Source organism: Duganella sp. AC917 (assembly GCF_979258245.1).
Window position 1 is genome coordinate 4,956,483 of record NZ_OZ409848.1, and the last position, 18,042, is coordinate 4,974,524.

The following is an 18,042-nucleotide window of genomic DNA, read 5'->3' on the forward strand; positions in this document are numbered from 1 at the left end:
TGGCGGCCGCCAGCGGCGTCAAGGCGCCGGGCTGTCGGCCACGTGCGTGGCCCGCTTGCCCAGGCTTTCCTCTTGCGGGCCGGGCGCGTCGAGCACCGGGCGCAGGCGCGGCAGCGAATCCGGATAGTTGGCCGCCACAAAGGCGATGATCGCTTCGCGGATTTCGCAGCGCAGGTCGAACGCGGTGCCGGAATCCTGCGCGCTGATCAGCAAGCGCAGTTGCATGCCGCGGTCGTCGGCATCCGTTACGTGCAGCACGCAGACCCGCTGGTCCCAGCGCGACGACGCGTGCGTGATGCGCTCGAACTCGGCGCGTATCGCCGGCACCGGCACGCTGAAGTCCAGCCACAAAAACACCGTGCCGAGGATCGACGACGACGTATGCGTCCAGTTTTCGAACGGATTTTCGATAAACCATTGCAGCGGCACGATCAGCCGCCGCTCGTCCCAGATCCGCACCACGACATAGGTGCCGGTGATGCGCTCGACCCGGCCCCATTCGCCCTTGACGATCAGCACGTCGTCCAGGCGGATAGGCTGCGAAAACGCAATTTGCAAACCAGCAATGAAATTGCCCAGCACCGGCCGCGCCGCGATACCGGCGACCAGGCCCGCCACGCCGGCCGAGGCCAGCAGACTGGCGCCGAACTGCCGCGCCCCCGGCAAGGTCAGCAACACAAACCCGAGTCCGACCAGCCCGATGATGAAGTTGGCGCTGCGGGTCAGCACCGCCGTTTGCGTCAGCAATCGGCGCGCGCGCAGGTTGTCGGCGGAATCGACCGGATTGACGTCGGTGATCGTGCGTTTGATCGAGTTGGTGCAGGCAATCGCCAGCCAGGTCAGGCAGATGATCAGCAGCACGCTGTTGATGCGCGAGATCGGCAGCAGCAGCGGCATGTTTTCCGGCGCACCCGTCAGCACCAGACGCAGCGCGAACAGCGCCATGCACAGCTGACTCGGCCGGTAGCCGTACTTGATGGCGTTGGTGGTGTACGGGCGATTACGCGCTATGCGGCGCAGCAGCATAATGCCCGCCCGATGCAACAGTAGAGCCACGGCAACAAACACCAGGGCGCTGACGCCCACCACTGCGGCAGCCCGCCAGGGGCCGTCGTGCATATCTGAGAAATAGTCGAGTTCCATGGCCCGATTCTAGGGGAGTCTGCCATGTTGCGGCGCGCCATTTGCCCGCATGCGTGCGCTAGCGAACAAAGGTTTTTCCCCCAGAAATGAAACAATAGCGGAGCTGAGGTCGATTGCCACGCATCCCGAAAAATTGATGCAGCGGTTGTTTTTCTATCCTGCAATCACACCTGAGGACTCCTCCAATGCTTTCACGCTCTGTAAAACTATCATTACGTTTCATGCTGCCCCTGGCAATACTGCTGGGTCTGTTCGCCTATATCGTCGTCCCGCTGATGGACAACCTGACCTTGCGCTGGTCGGTGCGCGATCTGGATAACCGTTCGCAATTGCTTGCCGCCACCTTGCAGGTGCCGCTGCGCGAGGATGTGCTGCTCAATGACAAGGCGCACATCAAAAAGCTGTTCGACGGCGCCATTGAAGACGAACGCCTGTTCGCGCTCGGCTTCTGCGATCCTTCGGGCAAGCTGCTGTACAAAACCTCTACCTACCCGCAATCGCTGGGTTGCTGGGAAAAGCCGACCGACGGCAGCAAGCAAAAGTCGCTGGTGCAACTGCCACGCGGTCCGGTACACGTGGCCGACACCGCGATCGAAGACAACGGCACCGGCCTGGGCCGTCTGATCCTGGTGCACGACATGAGCTTCATCGAGCGCCGCAGCGCCGAGACCACCAAGTACGTGCTGATCTTCTTCGCGCTGCTGGGCGTCGCGATCGCCTTCCTGACCCTGCTGGTGTCGCACCTGAGCTGGCGCGGCTGGCTGGCCAGCCTGAACGACGTGCTGCGCGGCCAACTGCTGCCGCGCGACGTCAAGTCGACCGCGCCGGGGGCGACGCCGCCACCGCCGCCGCCAGAGATGGAGCCGCTGATCGGCGAGCTGCGCAGCCTGCTCGAGGAATACCACGAGGAACGCCAGAGCAGCAGCAGCAACAACAGCGCCGAGTGGGCGCCGGAAAAACTCAAAGCCCTGCTGCAACAGGATCTGGCCGGCGACCAGGTGCTGGTGGTGTCCAACCGCGAGCCCTACATCCACGAAAAAAACGAGGACGGCACGATCCGCGTGCGCCGTCCGGCCAGCGGCCTGGTGACCGCCGTCGAGGCCGTGATGCGCGCCTGCTCCGGCACCTGGATCGCCCATGGCGCCGGCAGCGCCGACCGCGAAACGGTCGACCGCAACGACCACGTGCCGGTGCCGCCGAAAAACCCGAGCTACACGCTGCGCCGCGTCTGGCTGACGGAAGAAGAAGAAAAAGGTTACTACTACGGCTTCGCCAACGAAGGCCTGTGGCCGCTGTGCCATATCGCCCACGTGCGTCCGGTGTTCCGCTCGTCCGACTGGGAAGAGTACGTCAAGGTCAACCGCCGTTTCGCCGACGCCGTGATCAAGGAAGCGCGCACCGACAACCCGGTGGTGCTGGTGCAGGATTACCACTTCGCCCTGCTGCCGCGCATGGTGCGCGAGGCGCTGCCGAAGGCAACGATTATCACGTTCTGGCACATCCCATGGCCTAACTCGGAATCGTTCGGTATTTGCCCATGGCGTGAAGAAATCCTTGAAGGCATGCTGGGTAGCACTATCCTGGGCTTCCACACGCCGTTCCACCGCAAGAACTTCCTCGACACGGTCGACCGTTACCTGGAAACCCGTATCGAGCCGGAAGCGTCGACCATTTCCTACGGCAACGAGCTGACCCAGGTCGAGGACTATCCGATCTCGATCGCCTGGCCCGACTATCCGGACACGCTGCCGGTGGAGCAATGCCGCACCGAAATCCGCCAGATCCTGGGTGTGCCGGAAGACCACCTGCTGGCCTTCGGCGTCGACCGCCTCGACTACACCAAGGGCATCCTGGAGCGCTTCCAGGCCGTCGAAAGCATGCTGGAGCGCCATCCGGCCATGATCGGCAAGTTCAGCTTCGTGCAGATCGCCGCGCCGAGCCGTTCGGACCTGGAGGAGTACATGAACTTCGAGCAGCGCGTGCGCAAACTGGCCGCGCGGGTCAACGACCGCTTCGGCAGCGACGGCTACCTGCCGATCATCCTGAAGATCGAGCACCACGATCAGGCCGAGCTGCAGCGCTACTTCCGCGCCAGCGAAGTTTGCATGGTGACCAGTCTGCACGACGGTATGAATTTGGTGGCCAAGGAGTTCATCGCCGCCCGCGACGACGAACGCGGCGCGCTGGTGCTGAGCCAGTTCACCGGCGCCGCCCGCGAGTTGCACGAGGCGCTGATCATCAACCCGTACCACATCGAGCAGGGCGCCGAGGCGTTGTACCGCGGCCTGACCATGCCGCCGGTCGAGCAGCGCGAACGGATGCGCAGCATGCGCGACCGCGTGCGCCGCTTCAACGTCTACCGTTGGGCAGGCCACATGCTGCTTGACGCCGCCCGTCTGCGCAAACGCGAAAAAGTGATGCAGAAAATCCGTTCACACAGCCGCGGCAATCTGCGCCGGGTAAGCTAAAATAAAGATGATGAATCTCGAACCGAACCCGGCGGACGAAACATTGTCCGCCGACAACCAGCCCTTCCTGCTCACCGACTGGCCCGATTGCAGTCTGTTCCTCGACTTCGACGGCACGCTGGTCGACCTGGCCGAAACGCCCGATACCGTGGTGGTCGTGCCCGGCCTGGTCGAGGCGCTGGCCGCGTTGCGCGACAAGCTGGGCGGCCGCCTGGCCATCGTCAGCGGCCGCCCGATCGAGCAGATCGACGCCATGCTGGCGCCGCTCAAGTTGCCGGCTGCCGGCGTGCACGGCGCCGAGCGGCGCGCGGCCGACGGCGAGCTGCACTATCTGACAGTACTGCCGCTCGACAACGCGCGGCTGCGCCTGCAACCGCTGGTCGACCAATATCCCGCCTTGCTGCTGGAGGAAAAGCGCGGCGCGCTGGCCCTGCACTACCGCCTGGCGCCGGAGCTCAAGGCGCAGTGCGAGCAGGCCATGCAGGCCGCGCTCGACGACAGCCCCGGCATGGTCCTGCTGCATGGCAAGATGGTGCTGGAGCTCAAGCCCGGATCGAGCACCAAGGGCAGCGCGCTGGCCGCGTTCATGCAGGAAGCGCCTTTCAAAGATCACAAGCCGGTGTTTGCCGGCGACGACACCACAGACGAAGCCGGCATCGCCTACGCCCAGCAAATCGGCGGCATGGGCGTCAAGATCGGCCCCGGCCCGAGCGCCGCGCTGCGCCGCCTCGCCTCGCCGCAAGAACTGCGCGCACAGCTGGTGCAAGCGGCCACCACCCTGCCTCACGGAGACAAACAATGACGAGCACAGCAAGCGACACCAATGCCGCAGCACACACCAATCCCAACGAGGCCGCGCCCGGCAAACCGGTGACGCCGCAAGCGTCGCTCAACTGCGGCGTCATCGGCAACTGTTCGTACAACGCGCTGGTCGACCGCAGCGGCAACATCGTCTGGTGCTGCCTGCCGCGCTTTGACGGCGATCCGGTCTTCAATGCCCTGCTGGACAATTCCGAAAACGGCAGCGTCTGGAGTATCGAGCTGGAAAACTGCGTCAAGACCGAGCAGTTCTACGACCCCAACACCGCCGTGCTGCGCACGCGCCTGCTGGACGCCGACAACCACGGCATCGAGATCACCGACTTCGCGCCGCGCTTCACCAGCCGCGACCGCATGTTCCGGCCGCTGATGCTGATCCGCCGCATCCGCATCCTCAACAGCGCGGTGCGCATCCGCGTGCGGCTGCGTCCGCGCTTCGACTGGGGCCGCGAAACGCCCGAGATCACGCGCGGCAGCCACCACATCCGCTATGTCGGCCCGGACCAGACCTTGCGCCTGAACACCGACGCCTCGCTCAGCCACCTGCTGTCGGAGACCTGGTTCCTCGCCAACAGCTCGCTGAACTTCATGCTGGGGCCGGATGAAACCCTGAACGACGGCATCGAGGACGTGTGCCGCCGCTTCGAAAAGGAAACCATCAACTACTGGCGCAACTGGAGCCGCCGGCTGGCGCTGCCGTACGAATGGCAGGACGTGGTGATCCGCGCGGCCATCACGCTCAAGATGTCGCTGTACGAGGACACCGGCGCCATCATCGCCGCCATGACCACCAGTATTCCGGAAGCGCCCGGCAGCGCGCGCAACTGGGACTACCGCTTCTGCTGGCTGCGCGACGCCTTCTTCGTGGTGCGCGCGCTCAACAGTATTTCCGAGGTCGGCACGATGGAGGAGTATCTGCGCTGGCTGAGCAATATCGTCGCCAGTTCCAAAGGCGGCCACATCCAGCCGCTGTACGGCATCGGACTGGAGGAATCCCTGCCGGAGTCGACGTTGGACCACTTGCCGGGCTATCGCGGCCACCAGCCGGTACGCGTCGGCAACCAGGCGCAGGAGCACTTCCAGCATGACGTGTACGGCAACGTGGTGCTGGGTGCGGCGCAGGCCTTCCTCGACCACCGTTTGCTGAACCGCGCCGGCGTGGCCGAGTTCGCACATCTGGAGGCGGTCGGCGAGCAAGCCTTCCGCGTCCACGACCAGCCGGATGCCGGCATGTGGGAGCTGCGCACCCGCGCCCGCGTGCACACTTCGTCGATGCTGATGAGCTGGGCCGCCTGCGACCGGCTGGCCAAGATCGCCCATGTGCTGGAGCTGCCGGAACGCGCCGCGCACTGGCAGGCGCGCGCCGAGCAGATCCGCGTACCGCTGCTGCGCGATTCGTGGAGCGAGAAGCGCCAGGCCTTCTGCGAGAGCCTGGGCGGCGAGGATCTGGACGCCAGCGTGCTGCTGATGGCCGAGGTCAACTTCATCGATCCGAAAGACCCGCGCTTCGTCAAGACGGTCGAGGCGCTGGAGAAATCGCTGTGCGACGGACCGTACATGCGCCGCTACGAGGCGCCGGACGATTTCGGCAAGCCGGAGACGGCCTTCAACATCTGCACCTTCTGGCGCATCGACGCGCTGGCGCGCATCGGCCGCAAGGAAGAGGCGCGCGAGATCTTCGAGACCATGCTCAAGGCACGCAACCATCTGGGATTGCTGTCGGAGGACACGCACCCGGACACCGGCGAAATGTGGGGTAATTTCCCGCAGACGTATTCGATGGTGGGCCTGATCAATTGCGCCATGCGCCTGTCGGCGCCGTGGGACAGCGTGGTGTAAGCGCGGCGCGATAAGCACCTGTTGGCTCACAGCGGCATGAGCTTTCGACATGCCGCGACGATGAGTTCGCGCAGCCAGCGGTGTGCTGGATCAGCGTCGCCGCGCGGGTGCCACATCAGTGAGATTGAAAAGCCTTCTATCGGCACGGGAAGTTCGAAGATGTGCGGGCCAGCTGTTGCCGCGGCCGTCACCGGCCGCTGAAATGCCAGCATGAATGAAGCCGGCAATAGCGCTACCAGATCCGAGGCGCATGCCACTGCTAGCGCCGCCGGAAAACCCTGCACGACGGCGGCGACGGTGCGCTGCAGGCCCTGATCGTGGAGGCCTGCGTCGAGCATATAGGCGATGCGCTCAACATGGGGCGTGCTCACATGCGGAAAAGCGACGTAGCGTGCCGCAGAGACTGCCCCATTCATTGACAGCGGGTGACCGCCGCGCACTACGCCGACGTAGTTGTCGCGAAACAGCGCGCGCACCCTTACCTCGGGTCCCATATTCTCAACCACGCCGATCTCAAGATCGGCGTCGCCGTCGCGCAGATAGGCCGACTTCCGGTCGGGCTTGCCGGAAAAATGCAAGCGCGCCAGCGGCGCTTGCGCCGCCACTTCGGCAATCAAGGTTGCGCCGAACACTTCCACGAATGCCTCGTTCGCCCGGATACGGAAAGTGCGCCGTACCGTCAGCAAATCAATGGCAGAAGGCGCCATAGACAGCAGCGCCTGCACTTCCAGGACGGCGGAGCGCGTACGCGTACGCAGGGCTTCGGCATGCGGCGTCAACACCATGTCACGGCCCGCGCGCACAAGCAGCGGATCGCCGATGACATCGCGCAGGCGGGTCAGCGTGCGGCTCATCGCTGACGCGCTCAAACCAAGAATTTTGGCGGCGCGCGTGATGCTGCGTTCGGCGATCAGCACATCAAGCGCCGACAGCAAATTCAGATCCATTTTGGACATCGCATTTTGTGCAGACAATGTTGCTCTATGCGCGCCGTGCAACGATACCTTGCATGGCACGCGCCTTCCGCCCGCAACCAGGCGCCGGTATATTCGTTTCATGGGGTCATGAACACAAACTCATGCACCAACACTATACACAATCCTGTTTCGCGGAGAAAAAATGAAACTGATCGGCATTGAAGAACACTACTTGACCCACGACGTCGGGAACGCCTGGCGGGCTCTAGGTCTGGACGCATCAAGCCCCATGGTCGCGCATGATCTGGGACCGATGGCACAGCGGCTGATGGACATGTCGGACCAGCGCATCGCCTCGATGAACGAGACCGGGCTCGACGTGCAGGTGCTGTCGCTCACCACACCGGGGCTGCACGAGCTGGGCCCGGAAAGTGTCGAGCTCGCCCGCAGGGTGAACGACACGATCGCCGAAGTCATCGCCCGACATCCACACCGCTTCCAGGCATTCGCCACGCTGCCGGTATCGGTGCCGGAGGCGGCAGCACAAGAACTTGAGCGCTGCGTCAAGACGCTCGGCTTCAAGGGAACGATGTTATGCGGCCGGGTCGGCAGCCGAAATCTCGACCATCCAGAGCTTTCCCCCATCCTTGCTGCGGCGGCGACATTGCAGGTGCCCATTCTGCTGCATCCGCGCACGCCGGACGAAGCAGTGCGCAATGCCTATTATTCGGGCTTCAGTCCCGAGCTTGACACAGCATTCGCTAACTTCGGTATGGGTTGGCACTACGACGCTGGCGTGCAATTCGTGCGTCTGATCCTCGGCGGCACGTTCGATCGCCATCCGGATTTGCAAGTTATCCTCGGCCACTGGGGCGAAATGGTATTGTTTTTCGCCGAGCGCCTGTCGGCGATGGATCGTTTTGCAAAACTACGGCAGCCAATCACATCCTATTTCAGGCGCAACCTTTTCGTCACTTCAAGCGGCATGTTTATGCCACACTACCTGCAGCGTGCACTGGACGTTGTCGGGCCGGAGCGGCTGCTGTTCTCGACCGACTATCCCTACCAGTACCGGCAGGGAGGGGATGCGCGTCGTTTCCTTGGTGAGTGCGGGCTGGACAGAGAAGCTCAGGTGGGGTTCGCCAGCGCAAACTGGGAGAGATTGACGCGTGCGGCGGGGGCAACGACTTAGTGCTTAGCGGCTATAGATATCGGCAGCGTCTCGCCAATACGGCGGTTACTGACGATTCTTATCCTACGTTTTAACAATACGCCCCAGCACCGCCTCGATCGCATCGAAATCCACCGGCTTGGTCAAATGCTCGACAAAGCCGGCTTCCCTGGACAAGGTGCGATCGTTCTCCGCGCCCCAGCCGGTCAGCGCCACCAGCGCCATGCGGTCGAGCGCCGGATTTTTCCGCAGCGCCTGCGCCAGTTCGTAGCCGTTCAAGTTCGGCATGCCGATATCGATCAATCCGACCTCCGGTATCCAATCCTGCACCACCTCCAGCGCCTCGACGCCGTCATTGGCCACCCGGATGCTGTGCCCTTTGAACTCCAGCAAACTCGCCAGGGTCTGCGCCGCGTCGGCGTTATCGTCGACCACCAGTATCTTCAGCATGTCGGTGCGCAGCGGCGCCGACACGCCGCCGGCCAGCTGCACGTCGTCCCCCGCCGGCACGCTCAACGGCAAACGGATGGTAAAGGTAGTGCCGCCACTATGCGTGCCGCCGCTCTTGACGCTGATGCTACCGTCATGCATTTCCAGCAGCCGCTTGACCAGCGACAGGCCGATCCCCAGGCCGCCGTGCGACAGATCCATGTTCCGGCCGACCTGGTTGAACATATCGAAAATCAACGGCTGCGACGCCTCCGGAATGCCGACGCCGTTGTCCTCAACCGAAATAACGATCTGCCCGCCGTCCTGCACCGCGCTCAGATCGATCCTGCCGCCGGGCGGCGTGTACTTGGCGGCGTTGTTGAGCAGGTTGCCCAGCACCTGCACCATGCGGGTCGGATCGACCAGCACCCCGATATCCTCGTCGGGCATGACGACATACAAGCGATGGCGGGCGTTCTCAATCATCGGCGCGTTGGCCTCCACCGCCGCCGAGACGATGCTTTGCAGCGTCACGCGCTCCTTCTTCAGATCGATCTTGCCGCCGTTGATGCGGGCGATATCGAGCAGATCGTCGACCAGCCGCACCATGTGCGTGACCTGCCGGTCCATCATGTCGCGCATGCGCTCGACCATTTGCGGGTTGGCGCCGCTGAGCTTGAGGATATCGAGGCCGCTGCGGATCGGCGCCAGCGGATTGCGCAGCTCGTGCGCGAGCACCGCCAGGAACTCGGTCTTGCGGCGGTCCACCTCGGACAAGTCGGCCGCGAGCCGGCGCAAACGCGCCTCGTTCTCCATCCGCACAGTGACGTCGGTGAACAGCAGCGCCACCTTGCGGCTGTCGGCGCCGCCAACCCGGCTGGCGTAGCCTTCGAACCAGCGCCCGCTCGACTGCGCCTGGTTTTCAAAGCGCACCGGTCGCCCCGTCACCGCCACCTGCGCATACGTGTCGATCCAATACGCGCCGATGTGGGGAACCACCTCCTTGATCGTCTTGCCGACGACGTCGCCCAGGCCATAGATCGCGATGCCCGCTGGATTCATCTCGAGCACCTTGTAGTCGACCGCCGCGCCGGCATCGTCGAAGATGACCTCGATCACACAAAACCCCTGGTCCATCGAATCGAACAGGTTGCGGTAGCGCTCCTCGCTGATACGCACCTGCCGATATAGTTCGCGCAGTTGCTCGTCATCGGCGCGCCCGCGCGTGAGCTTCTCGTTCAGCAGCGCCAGCTCGGCGTCGACGGCGCGGTTGACCACCGCCCGCACCTTCTTGCCCACGTAAATGAAGAAAATCCCGACCACCACGAACAGCGCCAGCGAGATCTGGTCGCGCACGCTGCCAACATAGAAGGTGCCGAGCGGCAGAAAAATCGAACACCCGTACAGGAAGCCGGTGAACAGGACGATGGCGGCCGGGCCGCTGCCAAGCACGGCCGCCGCCAGCGCCACCAGTGGAATGAACAACAGAAAAGGCACGCGGGTGCCGACGAACTGGGCGACACCCAGCTGCAGCAGCAACGCAAACAGCGACAAGCCCGCGCCGACGACATAGCGCAGGGCGGGCGAAAGTTTTTTTGCGGAAAACAGCATCGTGGTTCCTTGGTTTTTCCTATCATACCAAGTGACAACCTCGACCAGTAACACGGTCGGCCCGTTGAGGCCTATAGCTCAAATTTCCATCACCGACCCTTGCGCCAGCGCAAACGTTTGCCGACTATTTTTTGACGGGCTCCGCCTTCGACCCAAAGCGGACCTGGGTCGCCTGCTTGAGCGCGGCGGCGCAATCGACCGGCTGCACATTGCCGGGATTGATCAGCGGCACCACCGCCGCCAGCGGATTAAGGATGCCCAGCGCCACGGCCGCGCCGGCCTTGAGCGCCAGCGGGCCCTTGGCCACGCCGACGTCCGGATTGGCGAACGTGCCGCGAGCATACAACGGCGTGCGCAGGGAAATGATGCGCACGCCCTTGGTGTGCGGTTTGACATCGAGGTTCAGCCGTTCGCTGGCCAGGTCGATGTTGCCGGTGACGTCAATCACGGCTTCCGTGGTGTCGACAACGAAACGCCGGGTCTGCGCCTGGCCCTTTTCCACCACGAAATCGCTGGCCACGCAATTGAGCTGCACCTGCTTGTCGCCGAACATCTTGACGAAGACTGCGTTGGCGATGTTCAGCCCGGCCGCTTCCAGCACGAACTTGCTGACCGACCCTTCGCTGACGGTGGCGCCCAGCTCGCCGCTGGCGGTTCCCATCATTGCCGACACCGAATTGCCGGTGCCGGCCAGCGCGACGTCGCCGTTGACCTCACCCACGCTGGCCTGCATCGCCTGCAATTTGGGGAACAGCTGGCGGATCTTCAGGTGGCGCGCGGCCATCTTGATCTGCGCCTGGATCGGCTGCTTGCCGCCGTCGAGGGTGATATTAGAGGTGACCCGGCCGCCGGCCATGCCGAAGTTAAACGGCGCCAGGGTCAGCACCTTGTTCTTCATACGGATATGGGTTTCGACATCTTCCAGCGGAATATCGTGCGTGCGCACCAGTTTCTTGCCGGTGAACTTGACGTCGGCGTCGAGCGCGTCCCACTTGGCGGTGTTGAACTGTTCCACCGGTAGCGCCTTGCCGTTAGGCTGGTTGGGTTTTTTGTCGCGCGCGGCCTTGTCGGCGTTGCTTTCCGCGCCGATGGCCGGCCCCAGGTCCGCCAGGCGCAACTGGTTCGAGGTCAACGTGCCGGTCAGCAACGGACGCGGCTTGCGCGGGCTGTAGGCCATTGTGCCGTACAGATCGCTACCACCGACCGTGCCGGTAAAGTTGCGGTAAGTCCAGTTCCAGACGCCGCCTTCTTTTTTTCCGCCGAGGCGGCCGGTGGTGGCGTAGGCCGGCGTTTCCGGCAACAACACGCCGGTTAGCGGATACAGGTCGGCCATGCTGGCGCCGGCGAGCGACAGCTTCAGGTCGATGCCGGACAGCGAGCGCGGATCGGTCAGCGTGCCCTCGACAGCGACCTTGTTCTTGCCCAGCATGGCGTTGACCTGCAACGGGAAGGTGTTGTGCTCGTCCTGCAGCGACAGCACGGCGCCGGTTTTGCCGCCGCCGGTCACCGGGGCGCCGCGATACGTACCGCCCAGTTCAAAGCGCATGCCATATTTGTTGGCGCTCGCCTGGCCGGTTGGCCGGTCGGCCGGTTCGGCATCGGCGCCCTCGGGGTCGTCCTGAACGATGGTGGTGGCCTTGGCGTGCAGGTCCAGCTTGATGGCTTCGTCCAGATAACGCAGGCTGCCCTCGCGGAACGCCAGGCGGCGGATATCGACCTCCCATTGCGACGGGCCGTTGTCCTTGAAGGTCCAGGTGTTGCTGCCGTCGGCGCGGCGCTGGGCCGCAACTTCGAGCTTGTCCAGTTCGAGATTGGTGATGACCACTTCCTTGTGCAGCAGCGGCAGCGCGTGCATCGACACCACGATATTGCCCACGCTGGCCAGGCGTGGGCCGGTGCTGGTCCACGGCGGATTGACAACATACACGTCCGCGGCGCTGATCTGCGGGCGCGGCACATAGCGCCGCCATCCCGGCTCGGCCGGGTCGCCCTGGCGGAACCGCACGTCCAGGTCGCCCTTGATGGCGAACTCCCGCCCGATCGTTTGCGACACCTTGTCGTTGATATAGGGCCGGGCACGGTTCCAGTCGAACGTCAGCAAAAAAATGACGAGCGCCACCAGCAGCACCAGCAGTGCTGCGAGGAAATAATAGAAAATAGTGAGTGCGCGAGATCTTCTCATGCGGTCCATGCTACGCCTCGATCAGGCGGCGGTGTGTGAGCTATTCAACAAAACCGAGCAAAACCGGCGGCTCGGACGGCAGGGCGGCGTGCGCTGACCGCATAGCACCGATCATCAGGCCATGCCTTCCCGCTGCGCCACCGAGCTTGCGCTGGCACACCAGACATCGAGCAGGAAATCGTCCTCGCTATGGCGCAGCAGCCGGTTCAGGCCCGGCGTCGCGTCGAACACGGTGTGCACGCTGTCGGTGTTCAGACGGCGGTCGGCGAACGGCAGGCGCCAGTGGCACATCAGCAGCGTGCCGCCGTCGGCCAGTGCCTCGACGCAGCACTGGCGCAAGCGCAGTAAATCCTGCTCGTCGAGGTAGTAGGCCATTTCGCTGATGACGATCAGATCGAACGCTTCGTCGGCGGGCCACTCCTGCGGCATGCGCTGCTGGCGGATCGTCACGCGCGCCGCATCGCTGGGCGCCTCGCGCTGCATGCGCCGGCGCGTCAGCGCCACCGCCTCGGGAGACAGGTCGCTCGCCAGCAGCCGCTCGGCGCGTTGCGCCAGCGCGGCGGTCAACTCGCCATTGCCGCACGCCGGCTCGAACGCGTTGCGATAGCGCTGTTGCGGCAGACATGCCAGCAGGATGGCGCGCTTGCGCTGCTCATACCAGCGCTGGCGCACTTTCCACGGGTCCGCATCCTGCTGGTACAACTGCTGGAAGTGGGCGAACGGATCGAAGTCGGCAGAAAGTGAAGTCGTCATGTGAAGTAGATTTTGTAGTCGCCGTCCGGCCATTCGGGACATTGAGAGATGTAGCCATCATGCGGCGGCACTGCGGAGCTGTATGTTCGCTTATACACCGTGGCCGCGAATCAACTTCCTACAGACAAGCCGATCTGCGCCGCGACGGGTAGAATAAAAGGCCCTCGTCACCTGAGCCGGCCCTGTTTGGCGTCATCCCTATGAATCCGCGTTCGACTATTGGCATTTGGCAAGAATTCCATCCCGCCGTCGCGGCATGGTTTCGCGCCAGCTTTGCCGCCGCCACCGAAGCGCAACAGCGCGCGTGGCCGCTGATCCAGAGCGGGCGCCCGACGTTGATCGCAGCGCCGACCGGTTCCGGCAAGACCCTGACCGCCTTTCTGGCCGCCATCGACGCGCTGGTGCGCGAGAGCGTCGAGACGCCGCTGCCCGATCAAACGCGGGTGCTGTACGTGTCGCCGCTCAAGGCGCTGTCGAACGATATCAGCGTCAACCTGCTGGCGCCCCTGGAGGGCATCGACCGCGAGCTGGCGGCCATGAAGCTGCCGCCGCACGGCATCCGCGCCGCCGTGCGCACCGGCGACACCACCCAGGCCGAGCGCAACGCCATGCGCCGCAAGGCGCCGCACATTCTCGTCTCGACACCGGAATCGCTGTACGTGCTGCTCGGCTCCGACAGCGGCCGCGCCATGCTGGCCGGCGTGCGCACCGTAATCGTCGACGAGATCCACGCCGTCGCCGGCGGCAAGCGTGGCAGCCATTTGTCCCTGAGCCTCGAGCGGCTCGACGCCTTGTGCGAGCGCGCGCCGGTGCGTATCGGCTTGTCGGCCACCCAAAAGCCCTTGTCGGCGGTGGCGCGTTTCCTCGCCGGCACGGACCGCGATTGCGCGGTGGTCGATGTGGGCCACGTGCGCGCGCGGGATCTGGGCCTGGAGCTGCCACCGGTGCCGCTGGAGGCGGTCATGCCCAACGAAGTGTGGGAGCGCGTGTACGACCGGCTGGCGGAGTTGACCTCCCTGCACCGCACCACGCTGGTGTTCGTCAATACCCGGCGCATGGCCGAACGCATGGCCCGCCACCTGGCCGACCGGCTCGGCGCCGAACACGTGGCCGCGCACCACGGCAGCCTGGCCAAGGAATACCGGCTCGACGCCGAACAGCGCCTCAAACGCGGCGAGCTGCGGGTGCTGATCGCCACCGCCTCGCTGGAGCTGGGCATCGACATCGGCGACGTCGATCTGGTTTGCCAGATCGGCTCCCCGCGCGGCATCGCCTCGTTCCTGCAACGGGTCGGGCGCTCCGGCCACCACGTTGGGGGCCTGCCCAAGGGGCGCCTGTTCCCCACGTCGCGCGACGACTTGATCGAATGCGCCGCGCTGCTCGATTGCGTGCGCCGCGATGAACTGGACGCGCTGCGCATCCCGGTCGCGCCGCTCGACGTGCTGGCGCAGCAGATCGTCGCCGAAGTGGGCAACCGCGAATGGGCCGAGGACGCGCTGTTCGACCTGGTGCGCGGCGCCGCGCCATACGCCACGCTGGAGCGGGCACGCTTCGACGCCGTGCTGCGCATGCTCACGGAAGGCTACAGCGGCCGCCAGGGCGTGCGCGGGGCCTACCTGCATCGCGACGCCGTCAGCGGCACCGTGCGCGCGCGGCGCGGCGGCAAACTCACCGCCGTCACCTCCGGCGGCACCATCCCGGACAACGCCGATTTCACCGTGGTGCTCGAGCCGCAGGGCCACAACATCGGCACCGTGCACGAGGACTTCGCCGTCGAGAGCCTGGCCGGCGATGTCTTCCAGCTCGGGAACACCTCCTACCGCATCCAGCGCGTGGAGGCGGGCAAGGTGCGCGTCGAAGATGCGCACGGCGCCGCGCCCAACATTCCGTTCTGGCTGGGCGAAGCGCCCGGCCGCACCGACGAACTGTCGGCCGGCGTGGCGCGCCTGCGCGGCGAGATCGACCGCCTGCTGGGCGAAAAGGACGGCGCCGCCGCCATCGACCACGCCACCGACTGGCTGTTCGAGCACCTTGGCCTGAATGACGACGCGGCCAGCCAGATCGTCGATTACCTGGCCCGCGCCCGCGCCGCGCTGGGCGCGCTGCCGACCCGCGACACGCTGATAATGGAGCGCTTCTTCGACGCCTCCGGCGGCATGCAGCTGGTGGTGCATTCGCCGTACGGCAGCCGCATCAACCGCGCCTGGGGACTGGCGCTGCGCAAACGCTTCTGCCGTACCTTCAACTTCGAGCTGCAGGCCGCCGCCACCGAGGACGCCATCGTGCTGTCGCTGTCGGACACGCACAGCTTCCCGCTGGACGAAGTATGGCGCTACCTGCGCTCGGCCAGCGCCGAGCATGTGCTGATCCAGGCGCTGCTCGACGCGCCGCTGTTCAACGTGCGGTGGCGCTGGAACGCCACCACCGCGCTGGCCCTGCCGCGTTACGCGGGCGGGCGCAAGGTCGCGCCGCAGCTGCAGCGCATGCGCAGCGACGACCTGCTGGCCGCCGTCTTCCCCGACCAGGCGGCGTGCCTGGAAAACATCGTCGGCGAACGCGAGCTGCCCGGCCATCCGCTGGTCGACCAGACGCTCGACGACTGCCTGCACGACGCGATGGACAGCGAGGGCTGGCTGGCCCTGTTGCGCCGCATGGAGGCCGGCGAGGTGCGGCTGCTGGCGCGCGACCTGCCGGCGCCGTCGCCGCTGGCCATGGAAATCCTCAACGCGAGACCCTACGCCTTCCTCGACGACGCCCCGCTGGAGGAACGCCGCACGCAGGCGGTCATCAACCGCCGCTGGACCGATCCGGCCTCCGGCGACGACCTGGGCGCGCTCGACACTGGCGCCATCGACGCCGTGGCCGCCGAGGCATGGCCGGAACCGCGCAACGGCGACGAGATGCACGAGGCGCTGATGTCGCTGGCCTGTGTGACGCAACAAGAGGCGGCGGCCGCCGATGGCTGGACCGCGCTGCTGGCCGCGCTGGCCGCCGGCGGCCGCGCCACCCGTTTGCAGACTGGCGGCGCCGACCTGTGGGTGGCGCTGGAACGGCTGGCGTGCCTGCAGGCGGCCTACCCTGACGCCGTTGCCACGCCGGCGCTGACAATCCCCGAGCGCCTGGCAGTCGGTGACGGCGACGAGCCATGGACGCGCGACACGGCGCTAGTCGAGATCCTGCGTGCGCGCCTGAGCGGCTTCGGCCCGCGTCCCCTGACGGCCATCGCCGGTCCGCTCGGACTGTCCGAAAGCGACGCCACCATCGCCCTGACCCGGCTTGAAACCGAAGGCTATGTGATGCGCGGCCGCTTCACGCCCGGCGCCAACCAGGAGGAATGGTGCGAACGCCACCTGCTGGCGCGCATCCACCGCTACACCATCAAAAGCCTGCGACGCGAAATCGAACCTGTCGAACGGCAGGACTTCATGCGCTTCCTGTTCGAGTGGCAGCACCTTGCCGAGGGTGCGCGCCTGCGCGGCGAGGACACGCTGCCGACCATCCTGGCGCAGCTGGAGGGCTACGAGGCGGCCGCCGGCGCCTGGGAAAGCGACCTGCTGGCGCTGCGCATGCAGGACTACTCAATGCTGTGGCTCGACGACTTGTGCCGCGCCGGCAAAGTGGTCTGGACGCGGGTCGGCGCGCCGGCCAGCGCCGTCGGCGGTCCGGTGCGCGCCACGCCGCTGGTGCTGCTGCCGCGCCGCCAGCTCGGCCTGTGGCACGCGCTGCCGGCCGTCGCCGCCGAGGTGGAGGTGTCGTCGCGCGCGGCGCGGGTACTGGAGGCGTTGCGGCGCGAAGGCGCGATGTTTTTCGACGAGCTGTCGCGCGACGCCAAACTGCTGCCGGTGGAGCTGGAAACCACACTGGGCGAGCTGGTGGCCACGGGGCTGGTCAACGCCGACAGCTACGCCGGCCTGCGCGCCATGCTGATGCCGGCGAATAAACGTGCGACGATGGACAAACGGCGCCGGCGCGGCGCCGGCCCCACCATGGAGGAAGCCGGCCGCTGGGCGCTGGTGCGGCGGGCCGATGGCGTCACCATCACCGAGCGTTACACCGGGATGGCGGTCGACGCCGAGGGCATGGCGCCACCGGCCCAGGCGCCCGCGCCGGCACGCCCGCCAGCACCCGTGCGCAGGCCGCGCACCGATCCGCAGACGCTGGAACACATCGCCATGACGCTGCTGCGCCGCTACGGCGTGATGTTCTGGCGCCTGCTCGAACGCGAGGCCGCGTGGCTGCCGGCATGGCGCGAGCTGCTGCCGGTCTACCACCGGCTGGAGGCGCGCGGCGAGATTCGCGGCGGCCGTTTCGTCGCCGGCCTGTCGGGCGAGCAGTTCGCGCTGCCCGAGGCGATTCCGCTGCTGCGCGAGATGCGCCGCCGGACGCACGACGGCGGCTTTGTCTGCATTTCCGGCGTCGATCCGCTCAACCTGTGCGGCACCCTTCTCCCCGGCGACAAAGTCCCAGCGCTGGCCGGCAACCGGGTGTTGTTCCGCGACGGCCTGCCGGTGGCCGCCATCGTCGCCGGCAAATTCCGCTACCTCCACGCGCCCGACCCCGCCGAGCGCGAGCTGCTGCACGCGCAGCTGGTCGCGCGCCGCTAGCGCGGCACGGCCAGCTCCGCGCGCACGGCGCCGAACACCGCTGGCCGCCTGTGGCGCCTAACCATACGCATTACCGCACTGCCGCGTCTGTGGGGTTGAGCACGTT

The 18,042-nt window shown here is 65.7% G+C and carries 10 protein-coding genes; 5 read left to right on the forward strand and 5 right to left on the reverse strand.

Features of this window, described 5'->3' with window-relative positions:
• Positions 1-18: 18 nt before the first annotated feature.
• Positions 19-1,143: a mechanosensitive ion channel family protein gene (locus ACZ0BA_RS21635; RefSeq protein WP_463453230.1), complete on the reverse strand. Its 1,125-nt coding sequence runs from the start codon at positions 1,141-1,143 to the stop codon at positions 19-21.
• A 185-nt stretch (positions 1,144-1,328) separates the two neighbouring features.
• On the opposite strand from ACZ0BA_RS21635, the gene ACZ0BA_RS21640 reads away from it, so the two are divergent.
• Genes ACZ0BA_RS21640 through ACZ0BA_RS21650 form a run of 3 tightly spaced genes read left to right on the forward strand, consistent with a single transcriptional unit; the run spans position 1,329 to position 6,269 of the window.
• Positions 1,329-3,611: an alpha,alpha-trehalose-phosphate synthase (UDP-forming) gene (locus tag ACZ0BA_RS21640; RefSeq protein ID WP_463453231.1), complete on the forward strand. Its 2,283-nt coding sequence runs from the start codon at positions 1,329-1,331 to the stop codon at positions 3,609-3,611.
• 7 nt (positions 3,612-3,618) lie between these two features.
• A complete protein-coding gene (gene otsB / locus ACZ0BA_RS21645) occupies positions 3,619-4,413 on the forward strand; it encodes a trehalose-phosphatase (RefSeq protein ID WP_463453232.1) in 795 nt (264 codons plus the stop codon).
• Entirely contained in the window at positions 4,410-6,269 is a 1,860-nt protein-coding gene (locus ACZ0BA_RS21650; protein ID WP_463453233.1) for a glycoside hydrolase family 15 protein, read from the forward strand. The genes otsB and ACZ0BA_RS21650 overlap by 4 nt, the downstream gene beginning before the upstream one ends.
• Positions 6,270-6,295: 26 nt before the next feature.
• Here ACZ0BA_RS21650 and ACZ0BA_RS21655 read toward each other — a convergent pair whose 3' ends face one another.
• Positions 6,296-7,216 (reverse strand): LysR family transcriptional regulator, encoded by a 921-nt coding sequence (locus ACZ0BA_RS21655; protein WP_463453234.1) that lies wholly within the window; start codon positions 7,214-7,216, stop codon positions 6,296-6,298.
• 172 nt (positions 7,217-7,388) lie between these two features.
• On the opposite strand from ACZ0BA_RS21655, the gene ACZ0BA_RS21660 reads away from it, so the two are divergent.
• Entirely contained in the window at positions 7,389-8,378 is a 990-nt protein-coding gene (locus tag ACZ0BA_RS21660) for an amidohydrolase family protein (RefSeq protein ID WP_463453235.1), read from the forward strand.
• A 63-nt stretch (positions 8,379-8,441) separates the two neighbouring features.
• Here ACZ0BA_RS21660 and ACZ0BA_RS21665 read toward each other — a convergent pair whose 3' ends face one another.
• The 3 genes from ACZ0BA_RS21665 to ACZ0BA_RS21675 form a co-directional block, all read right to left on the reverse strand.
• Complete coding sequence (locus ACZ0BA_RS21665) at positions 8,442-10,397, reverse strand: ATP-binding protein (protein ID WP_463453236.1); 1,956 nt, start codon at positions 10,395-10,397, stop codon at positions 8,442-8,444.
• A gap of 124 nt (positions 10,398-10,521) precedes the next feature.
• A complete protein-coding gene (locus ACZ0BA_RS21670) occupies positions 10,522-12,579 on the reverse strand; it encodes an AsmA family protein (protein ID WP_463453237.1) in 2,058 nt (685 codons plus the stop codon).
• Positions 12,580-12,693: 114 nt separating this feature from the next.
• Complete coding sequence (locus ACZ0BA_RS21675) at positions 12,694-13,332, reverse strand: class I SAM-dependent DNA methyltransferase (RefSeq protein WP_463453238.1); 639 nt, start codon at positions 13,330-13,332, stop codon at positions 12,694-12,696.
• 200 nt (positions 13,333-13,532) lie between these two features.
• Here ACZ0BA_RS21675 and ACZ0BA_RS21680 point away from each other — a divergent pair, with 200 nt between their 5' ends.
• Positions 13,533-17,936, forward strand: coding sequence for a DEAD/DEAH box helicase (locus ACZ0BA_RS21680; RefSeq protein WP_463453239.1), 4,404 nt, complete (start codon positions 13,533-13,535; stop codon positions 17,934-17,936).
• Positions 17,937-18,042: the final 106 nt, after the last annotated feature.

Bases quoted from the DNA above. Each gene is read 5' to 3' on its own strand.
- ACZ0BA_RS21635 (WP_463453230.1), bottom strand. From the start codon at position 1,143: ATGGAACTCGACTATTTCTCAGATATGCACGACGGCCCCTGGCGGGCT.
- ACZ0BA_RS21680 (WP_463453239.1), top strand. From the start codon at position 13,533: ATGAATCCGCGTTCGACTATTGGCATTTGGCAAGAATTCCATCCCGCC.
- ACZ0BA_RS21640 (WP_463453231.1), top strand. From the start codon at position 1,329: ATGCTTTCACGCTCTGTAAAACTATCATTACGTTTCATGCTGCCCCTG.
- ACZ0BA_RS21650 (WP_463453233.1), top strand. From the start codon at position 4,410: ATGACGAGCACAGCAAGCGACACCAATGCCGCAGCACACACCAATCCC.
- otsB (WP_463453232.1), top strand. From the start codon at position 3,619: ATGATGAATCTCGAACCGAACCCGGCGGACGAAACATTGTCCGCCGAC.
- ACZ0BA_RS21670 (WP_463453237.1), bottom strand. From the start codon at position 12,579: ATGAGAAGATCTCGCGCACTCACTATTTTCTATTATTTCCTCGCAGCA.
- ACZ0BA_RS21675 (WP_463453238.1), bottom strand. From the start codon at position 13,332: ATGACGACTTCACTTTCTGCCGACTTCGATCCGTTCGCCCACTTCCAG.
- ACZ0BA_RS21665 (WP_463453236.1), bottom strand. From the start codon at position 10,397: ATGCTGTTTTCCGCAAAAAAACTTTCGCCCGCCCTGCGCTATGTCGTC.
- ACZ0BA_RS21655 (WP_463453234.1), bottom strand. From the start codon at position 7,216: ATGGATCTGAATTTGCTGTCGGCGCTTGATGTGCTGATCGCCGAACGC.
- ACZ0BA_RS21660 (WP_463453235.1), top strand. From the start codon at position 7,389: ATGAAACTGATCGGCATTGAAGAACACTACTTGACCCACGACGTCGGG.